This window comes from Roseibium album (assembly GCF_965233825.1).
Lineage (GTDB): Bacteria > Pseudomonadota > Alphaproteobacteria > Rhizobiales > Stappiaceae > Roseibium > Roseibium album.
Genome location: NZ_OZ247583.1, coordinates 4,668,040 through 4,681,091, shown reverse-complemented (window position 1 = coordinate 4,681,091; position 13,052 = coordinate 4,668,040). Strand labels below are relative to the sequence as shown.

The window sequence follows — 13,052 nt, the reverse complement described above, 5'->3', positions numbered from 1 at the left end:
CTGTCCACGGTCGGTAGTTTTGGTCGTGACTTATCCGGCATGTGTTGGTGTGTGGATTTCTTCGGCCAGCTCGGTCAGGTCGATCTGCATATTGTCGAACGCCGGTTCGATGTTCTCCGGCAACTCGTCACGCAGAGTTTGATAGTCCAGATCACAGTGCAGATTGGTAAAAATGGTCCTTTTAGGTGCGATGCGCCCCGTCCAGTCAAGCGAGTCTTCCAGGCAGAAATGGCTCGGATGTGGTGCTCTTCGGAGGCAATCCAGGATCAATAAGTCGAGTTTTTTCAATCTGTTGAGGCTATTTGGGGAGATATCCGAGACGTCTGGTACATAAGCGGCATTGTCTATCCGGAAACCAAGCGCATCAATTTCACCGTGTGCTACCGGTATAGGCTCAATGGTCAGTGTTCCGCCGTCGCCTATGATCTCGACATGCTTGCAAGGTTCGATCAGCCGATGTTCAAGAATTGGCGGGTAATTGGAGCCGGCCGGCTTTTCAAAACAGTATTTGAAGGCCTGACGGGCGTGACGATAGGTTTCCGTGTCCATGTAGACAGGCATGCGACGACGACTGAGAAGCCAGAATGCGCGCAAGTCGTCTATTCCGTGCAGGTGATCGGCGTGTGGGTGGGTGTAAAGGACAGCGTCCACATGGAGGACATTTGCTGCAAGCATTTGTTGCCTGAGGTCAGGCCCCGTGTCGACCAGCACCGTCGTGCAGCCGTATTCACCGCGTTTTTCAATCAGCAGAGAACAACGTGAGCGCCGGTTTTTCGGCTCATCGGGATCGCACGCGCCCCAGTCGTTGCCAATTCGGGGTACTCCGGCAGAAGATCCTGAACCGAGAATGGTCAGTTCTACACTCATGACGAGACAACTCCTGTCTGCCCTGCGTTTCCGGGTACTTTCTTGAAGAGGCGGAAGAAGTTTTCAGTTGTCTGGGCCGCTATTTCTTCTGCCGAAACACCCCGAACCTCAGCAAGAACGGCAGCAGTCATCGCCGTATAGGCCGGTTCATTGCGCTTGCCGCGCCTTGGTTGCGGTGCCAGGTAGGGTGCATCGGTCTCAACCAGGAGCCGTTCCGGCGGCAGTACCCTCGCGATTTGACGCAATTCTTCGGATTTCTTGAACGTCAGGATGCCGGAAAAGGAAACATAGAGACCAAGTTCAATGCCGGTCATCGCAAGCTCGCGACCGGATGAGAAGCAGTGCAGGAGGGCCGGGAAGGCCCCCTTCCCCATTTCATCGCGCAGAATTTCGGCCATGTCTTCATCGGCATCGCGGGAGTGAATGACCAGGGGCAGACCGGTTTGCCGGGCGGCTTCAATGTGGGTTCGGAGACCTTCAGCCTGGGCGTCGCGCGGGGACTTGTCGTAGAAATTATCCAGGCCTGCTTCTCCAATCGCAACGACTTTGGGATGTGCGGCCAGGGAGACGATTTCCTCGACCGGAATTCCGCGTTCAGCGCCGGCATTATGCGGATGGGTACCGACAGAACAATAGACTTCCGGGTATTCTTCGGCGATCGCCCTGATCTTGTCGAATTTTCGGATATGGGTGCAGATCGTCACCATCAGGCCGACGCCAGCCTCATGCGCGCGCGCGATCAAGGCGTCTCGCTCGCCGTCAAAATCCGGAAAGTCTAGGTGGCAATGGCTGTCGACAAGCATGAAGTGTCCTGGAACTGTAAATGACTGCAAAGCGATTTGTTACGGCGCGCCTTGATACCCGGAATCGGATTTTTACCCAAGTACCGTGTTGCTCACGCAGCGCGCAGCGCGAAAAAAAACTCGAGAACCACTTGTTTCCGGTCCAGATTGAGCGCTTCGGCATCGCTTATCGCACGGTTGGTCTTTTCCCAAAGTTCGACATAGCGATAGGCCTGCCGCACTCCATTTTGCACGTCCTGACGCATGCGTTCGTGAAGCCAGACCCCAAGAACATGCCGGAAACTATCCCAGTTGTCCGACTGTCCTCGCGCGGAAACGAGATCGGCAAGCGTGTGTACGGCGGCAAGATCCAGTTGCGCGGAATTGTCGGCCAGACGGCGTAATCCCTTTGCAATTTCAAGCCCGTCACCCGACAGCAATGATATGGCCGAGCGCAGGCTGCCATCGGCAATGCGGGCAAGGTCGGTCAGATCGTCAGATGCAGGCGCAGCATTGCCGGCAAGAGCCTGAAGTCCCTCGCAAATCTCCGTCACAACGAGGGGGGACATGTCCAGGCGGCGGCACCTGGAACGGATCGTCGGCAGCAATCGTCCCGGCGCGTGACTGAGAACCAGAAACAGGCAGCGCTCCGGGGGTTCTTCCAGGGTCTTCAAAAGCGCATTGGCGGAACTTGTATTCATGTCGTCCGCAGCATCGACAATGCAGATACGCCATGCCTTGGCTGAGGCAGTCGTGCCGAAGAACGAGACTGTACGCCGGACCTCGTCAACCGGAAGATCCGCCTTGAAACGCTTCGCTTTTTCATCCCAGGGACGCCGAAGATGAAGAATGTTGGGATGTCCACCGGCTGTTACCTGGCGCGTAACGGGGTGGTCCTCCGGTACGCTCAGATTCTGCGCCGCAGCGGCAACACTTCCGAACCTGTCAGGGTTCGCAATGACGAATTTCGCGAACCGAAATGCCAGCGTCGCCTTGCCAATCCCCTTGGGGCCGCCCAAAATCCAGGCATGATGCAAACGTTGCGAGCGATAGGCGTTCAGCAGCGCAAGCTCTGTATCACGATGCCCGATCAGAAATTTCTGTTCATGTGGCAGCGGATATCCCGCGATTGCATCGACTTCCGGAATTTCGACTGGTTCGTTTCTGCGGGCCATCAGAGATGAACCTCTGATCTTTGCGACAACTTGCCCATGTCGACGAGATCTCCGGAAAATGCCTCCAGAACTGCCTTGCGGACTGCCTGTTCCGTGAAATCCTCGTCCCTGGAACCATCCACGATGGTGAACCGGTAAGCTTCTTCCAGAGCCAACTGAAGGAACAGTTTCCGGCGCCGTTCGTGTACTGCGACAGCCTCGTCTTCGAAACGGTCCGGCCCGCCGCTTTCATCGCTCTCGGATCTTTTGGCAACACGGCTGAGACCTATTTCAGGTGGAACATCGATCAGGATCGTCATGTCGGGATGCAAGCCGGCAATGGCAGCTGTCTCGAGCAGTTTCAGATAGTCCTGATCGACACCGGCCTCGCCCTGATAGACACGCGTTGAATCAGCGTATCTGTCGCAAAGGACCCAGTCACCGCGTTCCAGTGCCGGTTTGATGGTCACGTCGACATGATCCGCACGGGCTGCGGCAAACAGCATTGCTTCACCGCGCGGTCCCAGGTCCTTTGCCCCGCCGGACAGAAGCATTGAACGGATCTTTTCTGCTCCGGGAGAACCACCGGGCTCCCGCGTGACAATGACGGATTTCCCGAAACTCTCCAGGAAGGCCTTCAGCCGAACAATCTGAGTCGACTTGCCTGCGCCCTCTCCACCTTCAAATGTTATGAAATGTCCCGGCAAACTGTTCCTGGCTCCACTCGCAAGTTTCAATCGTTTCCGATCGGATACCCATTGACCCGCAGGCTTTTAGCAGGGATTTGCGCAAATGTTTATGGTGCGGAGAGCAGTTATCCGATCCAGCCGAAAAGAAGTTCCTGCAGACCGTCGACAGCCCTGTTCATCATCGTCCCTTCAGCCACCGCACCACCGGTGACCAGCGGCGCCCGGTAGACGATGCCTTCCTTGCCAATGACCCGTAATTCGCCGACCCGCGTTCCCTCTTCAACGGGGGCCATCAATGGTCCATCGTAGACCACACGAAGGCGGTACTCCAGGCTGCCTCCACGCGCCAGCAGAACGTCGATATCGGTTTTCGCAACAAGCGGCACGGTGCTTTCCATACCTCCGTAAACCTTGCCGTCAGCGATTTTTTCACCGGCCGGATAGATTGTCTGAACCGAGTAGAATTCCCAGGCGCCGCCGATAACCTCGTTCAGCGACTGAAGCCGATGCTTGTCGGAATTCAATCCCGCCACTGCGGCGATGATCCTTCTGCCGTTCCGGTCCACGGATGCAAGTCCCGAATAACCATCTTCGGGGACATTGCCTCCTCCCAACCCGTCCAGATTTCTTATTTCTCCGAGAAGCGGGTTCTTGTTTCTTTGATAAATCCTGTTCCAGGTGAACTCGGGCAGAGAGAACAGCGGATAAAGATCCGGATGGTTTTCGATAACATATTCAGCGAGCTTGGCCTGATCTTGAACCGTCGTGCTGTTTGGCTGCTCGGTGAAGCCTGTCGGATTGGAAAAACGGCTGTTGGTCATGCCGATGGACCGGGCAAAATCCGTCATCCGGCCAGCAAACTCTTCTTCCGATCCGTCGATGCATTCCGCCAAGACAATGGCAGCATCGTTGGCGTTGTGGACCAGCAGTCCCTTGAGCAGGTCTTCTATCGCGATTTCCGACTTGATCGCCGCAAACATCGTGGATTTGCGCGAGGGAGCGCCACCGGTGCGCCAGGCATGTTCGCTGACGGTACATAACTGATCGGGTTTCGCCTCGCCTTCCTCAAGAAGCTGGAAGACTGTGGCCGCTGTCATGACCTTGACAAGTGATCCGGGCACAAAAGGTTCATCAGGCGCCTTGGAATAAAGGACAGTGCCGGAACTCGGCTCCAGAAGATAAGCCTTCGGCGCTTTCGTCACGATTGATTCTACCGCGAACGCGGATGAAAAAATTCCGGTGAATCCAGTCACAACCAGCAGGCTGGCCATGCGTTTTGCGAAGGCCAGCATTCCGCGTCCCGAAATTCCATCTACCGGTTTACGCATGCGTTCAATCACCCTGACACGTCAGTCTCGAAGGGCAAATGATGGAATGCCGTTTTTCCGTTATTTGCCTTCTGGAATACTAGCAGCCAGTTGGCGCATGGAAAGTCCGGATGAACCGGCTGTGGACAAGAGACCATGCGCTTGTGAAATTCGCGTGTTTGCGGAATAGGAGGATATTGCGCTTCCCGTTTCAAAACCGGCCGGTTGGCCGGGAAAAGGGGTTCCAAGTGTGCCGTTCGACGGTGCGAAGCTTGACGAATACGTGCTTGGTTCCTGCTTGAAGCGATTGTTGGAAGCAACCTTGATCGTCGGGTTGCCCGCTTCGAAGGCGATCGCCGGATCGAAGGCAGCTGCGAAAGTCCTGCCGGTCTGAGTTCTGGAAGCGGAAGCGACCGTGGATGCGGCAAAATACGGCCGTGTTGCAGGTGCCGGTACCTTGCCAAACACGATTTGGGGTGGCGCGGCCTGGGCCAGCAATGTTCCAGGCTGGGTGCCGCCCGGCACAACGGATCCCGGGCCGTTATAGGAGGCCATCAGATACTCTTCATCCTCGCCGTGAAGTGGTGCCTTGCCAACGTATTCCACTTTCACCTTGCCGACACCGGCAGACTTGGTGCCCAGCATCGTGGCAACCCGTTCGGACAGGTCGATCACGCGGTTGCCGTGGAATGGCCCGCGGTCATTGACACGCACGATCATCGAGCGGCCATTCGCGGTGTTGGTCACCTTGGCGTAGGAAGGCAACGGCATGGTCGTGTGTGCGGCGGTCAGCGCGTTGCGATCGAAAATTTCACCATTGGCAGTCTTGCGGCCGTGGAACGTCGGTCCGTACCAGGACGCAAGGCCGGTTTTCTTGTAGTTCGGATCATGCTCGGGATAATACCACTTGCCGGCAATCTTGTATTTCTTGCCGATGACGTATCTCCCGCCACCCTTTGGAACGGGTTTGCCGGAGGCGACCATCCGCGGGCTGGCTTTGACGCCGTATTTTTCAGGACTGAATTTTGCCTTCTGCTTTGGTGCCGAACTGCAGGCGGCAACAACCGAAAGCGCGGCAACCGCAAGCACCACATTGCCAAGCTGTCGCCAGCTGCTGCGGTCTCTTGTTTCCCCGGTCTGCTTCCCCAAAGACGATCCTGCCCACCGGCAAGTTAGCACGCCTGTCCCTAGCATTCTGCCGTCCTACTCACTTACGCGTTGGCGGCCCCGCAGCTCACGCGATAATCCGGCACTTCTTGCAAAGTGATCCGGTTTCCAGGCTACGGTCCGGTCCTCAGGACCGGTTCCCTAACAGACACACTGCCCCCGCGGTGCGTCCCACACATAGCGCCTGTTTAGATCGCAAGTTTATTACTTCAAAGTAAATAGGCCGTCGAGGCCACGATCGATCGTTTTTCGATCGTTTGGACAAGAAACTTCACGAGCCTGATTTCGGTTTCCTGAGGATGTTAAATAAGCACTTGTTTTCAATAGAAAAATTCCTCAATTGAAATGCAATTTTACGCTGTTGCAGACAGGGCACAGTCGCGAAAAAAACATCAAAGGATCAGCTTGTGATGTGCGTCACATCCGCCATTGTCAGTTCCGCCTAGAGTGACCTCATTGCTGATGACCGCCCTGTCACAGCAACGCTGGATCCCACCTCCAGCATTGGCCGTCGGTTCAAAACCCTGCCCACGACACCGGACCGGCGGCCCCCACACTTTGGCAATGTTCCGGAGCCGCTGCGCTCGTCCTGCCCTACCCAACCCTGAAGGCGCCCGGCACCGGAACATTCCAAAGCATCTACCTTCCGCCGTGATACGGCTTCCACACCAAATTTTCTGTTTTGACACAATGTCGGAAAACCGGCTCTTGACTTTCTGCGCCAGACAAAGGAAACGGTGTGAACGAGCAGCGATGTGCGAGACATACCCGTTGCTTAGGTGAGGTGGCCGAGTGGTTTAAGGCAGCGGTCTTGAAAACCGCCGTGCGTGAGAGCGTACCGTGGGTTCGAATCCCACCCTCACCGCCATTTTCTTTTCTGATTTGTACCTGGAAACGTAGCTCACGCGCCCATTGTTCATGGGTGTTCTTGTTTCCATGAAACACAGCCAATACCGTCCAATGTTTCTTCCAACTCGTAGTGCCTTGCCGGTCTGTCAGCGATATTCGGAAACGCGTAGGACGGCCATCGATTGCGAGACAAAGTCAGACCGTGTATTTTCAAAAGATGCGGAATTCCGAACAGGTTCGCCTGGCACTGTTTTGCTGGAGTTTGAGTGCTCTCGTGGTCGTTTTTGGAGGTTACATCCTCCAGCAACACGTTGTTCTGGCGCTCCAGACCGGAATGCACTTTGGTCAGAGAAGTGGTTTCGTTGAGCAGGCAAGTGAACCATGGTCGTTCTGGACCTCGATCCTGCTCTTCGGGTCAATCGGTACTGGCATTGTAATAGCGGGCCTGGCCTATCCCGTTTCGATGCTGCTGTCCTGGTTCCGCAAAGACCGTCGCGAACACTGAAACGGATTGACTGAATATCGGCGTTGGGGCGGCGTTGAAGCCAAAGCCGACGTTCCTGTTTCGCTTTCATGCCATCGTGGACCTTTCCACAATTGTGCTGTATCGACATCTCCATGACACCTCACTTCCGGTCCGGACAAAAAACAGATGTCGTCGCATGCGTCGATATCCTGCGCGATTGGGCAGAAGAAACACCGTGGATGGCGGAACTCGACGAACGCGGATCCATGCAGGCTTTCTGGCGAGATATCTTTGAGACCGACAAGGTATGGGTTGCGCAAACGGGGAGCCGCATCGTCGGATTTTGCACCCGCGATGACGATAACATTGGTGCGCTCTACGTGATTGCCGGGGAGCGAAGCACGGGTATTGGAAAGCGTTTGCTCGACTTGGCGAAGGCAGACCGTGACTGGATAACCGTTTGGGCTTATGAAAAGAATAAAGATGCATTGAGGTTCTATCACCGCGAGGGACTCGTCGAGTTGAAACGAGAAATCGAAGTAGAATCAAATCTTATGAATATCGAGCATCGCTGGACCAATCCTGATCAAATCTGATTATTGGCCATGGGTTCAATTCGATCATTCACTCGGATCGACAGACACGTCCACAAGGGTGGCTCGCCTGCGCCCTGAAGTGCCATGGCGTTGTAGACCCATATTCTTTGGTGTGATTGTGAATTAAAGACCACCGTGCCCGAGGCCGCATCACGGTGTCGGATCCCATACGCGCCGCTATGCGCTGAAATGCCGGGATGGATACACCTTTTCCGGCAATAATCTTTCCGGTGGCGCTGCGTCTTGACATTGCTGGAACTGCGAATGGAACCGCCAAAGCGGTTACAGTGCAAGCTTGATACGTCCGCCGTTTCGGGAGCGGGAGCAGCAGGCGATCATGCGCCGGTTCCCGGCCCTTTCGGAGCGCGTCATCACTTTGTCCCGGTGATCAATGTCACCCTCCAGAACCATCACTTCGCAGCTTCCGCACAATCCCTCACGACAATCGGATGCGACATCGATGCCTTTTGCATGAAGGGCGTCGAGCAGCGTTTCATCTGCGGCGACCTTGATGGAAAGTCCGGAGTCCTGCAATTCGACATCGAAGCCTGCTTCCTTTTCCGGATCGAGACCGGTGTCCCGCGAAGAAAAATGCTCGAAATGCAGTATGCCCTCGGGCAGGTCCACGGTGAGGTCTTCCAGGGCAGAAATCATGCGTTCCGGACCGCAGACATAAATTTGCCCCTGCTGTTTCAGTGCCGAGACGAGACCGGCAAGGTCTGCTCGCCTGTTTTCATCGGCGGCATAAACCGTCAAACGGCCAGCGTGGTCCTGTTCCAGGCGAACAAGGTGGGCCATGCTCCCGCGCGAGCGTCCGCAATAATGGATCGTATAGTCTTTCCCGAGTGCCTTGAGCCGGTCTGCCATGGCAATGATCGGCGTGATCCCGATGCCCCCGGCAATCAGGAGATAGGAGTTCGCCATCTCGTCCAGCCGGAAGAGGTTGCTGGGGCCGCGCAGTTTGACCTCCATGCCCTTTCTCACGGTTTCGTGGATATGCCGCGAGCCTCCTCGCCCGCCATCCTCTCGCAAGATGGCAAGGTCGTAACCCTCTGCTCCGGGGCGGCTGCAAAGGGAATACTTGCGCTCGTAGTCTGCAACGCAGAGTTCGACGTGGGCACCCGCACTCCAGTCAGGCAACGGTCGCCCCCTGGTGTCCTGGAGCGTCAGTCCAAGGACACCTTCGGCTTCCCACCGAACATCCGCGACACGCACCTTGCGGGCGATGTCGCGACGCGAAGGCGCGCCGACCGGATAGTGGACTTCGGAACCCGCGATTTCCGGTTTTTGGCGTTCAGGGTTCTTTTCAGGATCCCATTCGACCCAGACGTGGTCTGGACCTCTGAAAGATGTTGTTGGCAGATACCTGAACTCCTGATCGGCAAGCTGCAGGTGCGGGATTCTGCGCGAGACTTCCTCCAGGAATACCCGCATTTCCATGCGGCCGATATTCTTGCCCATGCATTGATGGCTGCCATAGCCAAAGGTCAGATGATCGACAGCGTTGTCGCGATAGATGTCGAACGTGTTGCCATCCTCGAAATGCCTCTCGTCCTGGTTTCCGGATGCCTGGACGATGAGAAGCCTTGCACCTTCAGGCAGATCAACGCCTCCCAGGCGGGTCTTGGCGGTTGTCTGACGCCGCCAGGCGACGATTGAACCTGAATAGCGCAGACATTCTTCAACGGCATTCGGGATCAGGCTGGCGTCCTGGCAGATATCTTCCCACGCCTGCCGGTGGCTCAACAATGTCTTGAACATGTTCGCCGACGCGAGCGAGGTGGTTTCGTGGGCTGCGACGATAATCGCCATCATCATCGAGTGGACATAGCTGTCGGGTACGATATCGGGCATCTCGGCGTTCTTGCGGATCGTTTCATGCATCCAGCCGGTGCCTTCCGGTTCGTTCTTCATCCTTTCTATGATTTTGCCGGCATAGACCCAGAACTGACCGACGTCATGCGCAACGGCGAGCTGTTTTTCATCCGATGGCCTGCCCCAGGTATTGACCGAATGGGCGACCGAAAAATTCCGCAGGACGTTGATGTCATCTTCCGGAACACCGAGAAAATGCAGCGCTACATTCAAGGGAACTTCGTAGAGCATGGCCTCCACCAGATCGACCCGTCCCGAATCGATAAAAGCGTCAACTTTTTCCCGTGTGAGCCTGCGCACCATTTCCTGCTTGGCTTCCAGGTTTTCGGGAAAGAAGTGATCCATCAGAACTCGCCGACGCTCCATGTGCGCAGGCTCGTCCTCGTTGACCAGGGTCCGGTTCATGGCGTAGCCGTAGGTCTTGAGAACCTCGACCGCCTCGGGTGTCGCAGGCGTTATCTTTTCAAGGGCAATTCGAGGTGAGAAGATGCTGTTGTCACGAAACACGGCCTTGATGTCATCGTAACGGCTGACAACCCAATAACCGAGTTTCGGGCTGAAAAAGACCGGTTTCTGATCCCGCGACCAGCGGAGCGCCTCGGCAGGGTCGGACTGATAGCGATCGGAAAACGCGTCAAATTCCTCAGCTTCCCGGGCGAAAGGGCATTTGCCGGCCGCATCTTCGGCTTCGCTTTTATCGCCGGACCTGTTGTCCGTCTGGTTCTCGGACCGTGCCAATTGGCCTCTCCTGAAGTCATTTACTTTTATCGCACAAAATTGCGCGTTATAATCATTGTGCAAGCTTCGACTTCGCGGTCAAGTCCCGTTTCGAAACGGAAGGTTTTGATGAAAGACAATGTCAGGCCGAAAGGAAATCTGCTGCAGACCCTGCAAAGAGGGATGGAAGCATTCACTCACGTAGCAGACAGCCCTGATGGACTTTCCGTCGCGCAGTTAGCTGACAAGCTGCAGGTCGACCGCGCGATTGCTTATCGAATCGTCGCGACCCTGGAAGCGGATGCTTTTGTTTGGCGCGCGGCAAACGGCAACATTTTTCTCGGAAGCGCCGTCCTTGCGCTTGTCTCAAGCCTGGAACCCCAGTTGCGCTCGATCGTGGAGCCTGAACTGAACAAGCTTGCTGAAGAAACCCGGGCGACGGCCTTCCTGTCGGTCGCGCGCGGGATGGATGCCGTTGCCATCCTTGTCGCTGAATCAAACTCAGGTCTCATCCGCGTCGGCTACCGTGTCGGCAGCCGACACCCTTTGACACGCGGTGCCGCCGGTATCGCAATTCTCGCAGGGCGTGCGGAACGGCCCGAGGACATTGATGAGGTTCGTGCCGCAAGACGTGATGGCTACAGCATTACACGGGGCCAGCTGCAACGCGGTGCTGTCGGTATTGCTGCTCCCCTTCGTTTGTCCGGAAAACGGCTGGTTGCCCTTGAGGCTTCAATTGGTGTTGTGGCGCTTGACGATCTGGATACCGAAATGGCGGCACCACTTCTGATGAATTGCGCAGCGCAAATTTCTCAGGGCTTTGGCGGTACTCAAAACTGAACAACTCGAAAACCGTTTAGCGGGCATCCGGCGATCCGGGTGGATAAGGGAAAGTGTGCAAACAACTGCTTGCGCGCTGTTTGCACATATCCTGCCCGTATCGGTATGAATCATCAGGTGATCACGTCGGGTCCGGGACGACCAAGTTTGGCAATATCGGCAATTTCATGTGCAGCCTCGATCACAGGCGCAAGGGCCAGTTGAACGTCCCCGTTCAATTTCGAAGGCTCCGTTTCAAGGTATTCGACGTAAAGGCGGACCGTTGCTCCCTCGGTTCCCGTGCCAGACAGTCGGAACACGGCACGTGCGCCACCGGAAAACTGAATGCGCAGGCCCTGGTTGCTGCTCTTCGAGCCGTCAACAGGGTCTTCGTATGCGAAGCTGTCGGCCTTTGTAACCTTCAGTCCGGCAAAGGACTTACCGGGAAGGTCATTCAATTGCCCGGAAACACGCGCCATCAGAGCGTTTGCGTCGGCGATCGGAAGTGCTTCGAAGTCATGTCTTGAATAGTAGTTCCGTCCATACTTTTCCCAATGGGTCAAAAGAAGTTCCGACACGGAGCATTTCCTCGATGCCAGGATGTTGAGCCAGAGAAGGACCGCCCAGAGACCATCCTTTTCGCGGACGTGATCGGATCCGGTTCCGAAACTTTCCTCACCGCAGAGCGTTGCCTTGCCTGCATCGAGAAGATTGCCGAAAAACTTCCATCCTGTCGGAGTTTCGAAACACTCGATACCAAGTTCCAGCGCCACGCGGTCGACGGCGCAACTGGTCGGCATGGACCGGGCAACGCCGGCAAGCCCATTTGCGTAACCGGGCGCCAGATGTGCATTGGCAGTCAATACGGCAAGACTATCGGAGGGCGAGACATAGCAGTTCCGTCCCAGGATCATGTTCCTGTCACCGTCGCCGTCTGACGCAGCGCCAAAGTCAGGTCCGTCATCCGACATCAGTTCGTTCATCAGATCCTTGGCCCAGGCCGGATTGGGATCAGGGTGTCCACCGCCAAAATCTTCCGAAGGGATCGCGTTGATCGCCGTTCCTGAAGGTGCGCCAAGCGCGTCTTCCAGGATCGCTTTTGCGTAAGGACCGGTTATGGCGTGCATGGCATCGAAGCGGATTTCAAACCCGTTGGCGATGTGTTCCCGGATCGCTGTGAAATCAAACAGCTCTTCCATCAACTCTGCGTAATCCGCCACTGGATCAACGACGCTCACGGTCATCTTCCCGACCAGTGTTTCACCGATTGTTTCAAGATCAATGGCGGGCGTGTCCAGTGTCAGATACCGGTTGATGTTGCAGGTGGCCTCGAAGAATGCGTTCGTGACGGATTCGGGAGCCGGACCGCCATTTGGAATGTTGAACTTGAGGCCGAAGTCTTCGTCGATCCCGCCTGGATTGTGGCTTGCCGAAAGGATCAGACCACCGTCGGTGGCATTCTTTCGGATCAAATTGGAAGCCGCTGGCGTCGACAGCAGGCCCCCTCGCCCGGTGATTACATGCTTTGCCCCGTTTGCAGCGGCCATGCGCAGGATTGTCTGGATTGCCTCGGCATTGAAATATCGTCCGTCGCCACCAACAACAAAGGTCTTGCCCTGGGCTCCTCCTATCGCGTCGAAAACGGACTGAACAAAGTTTTCAAGATAATGCGCTTCCATGAAAACGCGTGTCTTCTTGCGTAGACCCGAGGTTCCCGGTTTCTGTCCGTCGATCGGCGCGGTGGGAATCGTTTTGATTTCCATA

Annotated in this window: 11 protein-coding genes and 1 tRNA gene; 4 read left to right on the top strand and 8 right to left on the bottom strand. The window is 55.9% G+C overall.

Annotated features, from left to right (window positions below):
- Window positions 1-30: 30 nt before the first annotated feature.
- The 6 genes from ACO6TI_RS21365 to ACO6TI_RS21340 all read right to left on the bottom strand — a co-directional run bounded on the left by ACO6TI_RS21365 (window position 31) and on the right by ACO6TI_RS21340 (window position 5,948).
- A complete protein-coding gene (locus ACO6TI_RS21365) occupies window positions 31-867 on the bottom strand; it encodes an MBL fold metallo-hydrolase (RefSeq protein WP_422383335.1) in 837 nt (278 codons plus the stop codon).
- Window positions 864-1,670: a TatD family hydrolase gene (locus tag ACO6TI_RS21360; protein ID WP_422383334.1), complete on the bottom strand. Its 807-nt coding sequence runs from the start codon at window positions 1,668-1,670 to the stop codon at window positions 864-866. The genes ACO6TI_RS21365 and ACO6TI_RS21360 overlap by 4 nt, the downstream gene beginning before the upstream one ends.
- A 92-nt stretch (window positions 1,671-1,762) precedes the next feature.
- A complete protein-coding gene (locus tag ACO6TI_RS21355; RefSeq protein WP_422383333.1) occupies window positions 1,763-2,824 on the bottom strand; it encodes a DNA polymerase III subunit delta' in 1,062 nt (353 codons plus the stop codon).
- Window positions 2,824-3,510 (bottom strand): dTMP kinase, encoded by a 687-nt coding sequence (gene tmk / locus ACO6TI_RS21350; RefSeq protein ID WP_055120588.1) that lies wholly within the window; start codon window positions 3,508-3,510, stop codon window positions 2,824-2,826. Before tmk ends, ACO6TI_RS21355 begins: the two co-directional genes overlap by 1 nt.
- 107 nt (window positions 3,511-3,617) lie before the next feature.
- Window positions 3,618-4,820, bottom strand: coding sequence for a D-alanyl-D-alanine carboxypeptidase family protein (locus ACO6TI_RS21345; RefSeq protein ID WP_422383332.1), 1,203 nt, complete (start codon window positions 4,818-4,820; stop codon window positions 3,618-3,620).
- Window positions 4,821-4,880: 60 nt separating this feature from the next.
- Complete coding sequence (locus ACO6TI_RS21340; protein ID WP_321188931.1) at window positions 4,881-5,948, bottom strand: septal ring lytic transglycosylase RlpA family protein; 1,068 nt, start codon at window positions 5,946-5,948, stop codon at window positions 4,881-4,883.
- A 796-nt stretch (window positions 5,949-6,744) separates the two neighbouring features.
- On the opposite strand from ACO6TI_RS21340, the gene ACO6TI_RS21335 reads away from it, so the two are divergent.
- The 3 genes from ACO6TI_RS21335 (at window position 6,745) to ACO6TI_RS21325 (ending at window position 7,877) form a co-directional block, all read left to right on the top strand.
- A tRNA-Ser gene (locus tag ACO6TI_RS21335) sits at window positions 6,745-6,834 on the top strand.
- 183 nt (window positions 6,835-7,017) lie between these two features.
- A complete protein-coding gene (locus ACO6TI_RS21330) occupies window positions 7,018-7,320 on the top strand; it encodes a hypothetical protein (protein WP_144436172.1) in 303 nt (100 codons plus the stop codon).
- 68 nt (window positions 7,321-7,388) lie between these two features.
- Complete coding sequence (locus ACO6TI_RS21325) at window positions 7,389-7,877, top strand: GNAT family N-acetyltransferase (RefSeq protein ID WP_422383331.1); 489 nt, start codon at window positions 7,389-7,391, stop codon at window positions 7,875-7,877.
- Between the two features lie 282 nt (window positions 7,878-8,159).
- On the opposite strand, the gene ACO6TI_RS21320 is transcribed toward ACO6TI_RS21325, so the two are convergent.
- Complete coding sequence (locus ACO6TI_RS21320) at window positions 8,160-10,490, bottom strand: cytochrome P450/oxidoreductase (RefSeq protein WP_422383330.1); 2,331 nt, start codon at window positions 10,488-10,490, stop codon at window positions 8,160-8,162.
- Between the two features lie 108 nt (window positions 10,491-10,598).
- On the opposite strand from ACO6TI_RS21320, the gene ACO6TI_RS21315 reads away from it, so the two are divergent.
- Entirely contained in the window at window positions 10,599-11,309 is a 711-nt protein-coding gene (locus tag ACO6TI_RS21315) for an IclR family transcriptional regulator (protein ID WP_422383329.1), read from the top strand.
- Window positions 11,310-11,422: 113 nt separating this feature from the next.
- Here ACO6TI_RS21315 and ACO6TI_RS21310 read toward each other — a convergent pair whose 3' ends face one another.
- Window positions 11,423-13,051: an alpha-D-glucose phosphate-specific phosphoglucomutase gene (locus ACO6TI_RS21310; protein WP_422383328.1), complete on the bottom strand. Its 1,629-nt coding sequence runs from the start codon at window positions 13,049-13,051 to the stop codon at window positions 11,423-11,425.
- Window position 13,052 lies beyond the last annotated feature (1 nt).

Bases quoted from the DNA above. Each gene is read 5' to 3' on its own strand.
- ACO6TI_RS21325 (WP_422383331.1), top strand. From the start codon at position 7,389: ATGCCATCGTGGACCTTTCCACAATTGTGCTGTATCGACATCTCCATG.
- ACO6TI_RS21365 (WP_422383335.1), bottom strand. From the start codon at position 867: ATGAGTGTAGAACTGACCATTCTCGGTTCAGGATCTTCTGCCGGAGTA.
- ACO6TI_RS21315 (WP_422383329.1), top strand. From the start codon at position 10,599: ATGAAAGACAATGTCAGGCCGAAAGGAAATCTGCTGCAGACCCTGCAA.
- ACO6TI_RS21355 (WP_422383333.1), bottom strand. From the start codon at position 2,824: ATGGCCCGCAGAAACGAACCAGTCGAAATTCCGGAAGTCGATGCAATC.
- ACO6TI_RS21345 (WP_422383332.1), bottom strand. From the start codon at position 4,820: ATGCGTAAACCGGTAGATGGAATTTCGGGACGCGGAATGCTGGCCTTC.
- ACO6TI_RS21310 (WP_422383328.1), bottom strand. From the start codon at position 13,051: ATGGAAATCAAAACGATTCCCACCGCGCCGATCGACGGACAGAAACCG.
- ACO6TI_RS21360 (WP_422383334.1), bottom strand. From the start codon at position 1,670: ATGCTTGTCGACAGCCATTGCCACCTAGACTTTCCGGATTTTGACGGC.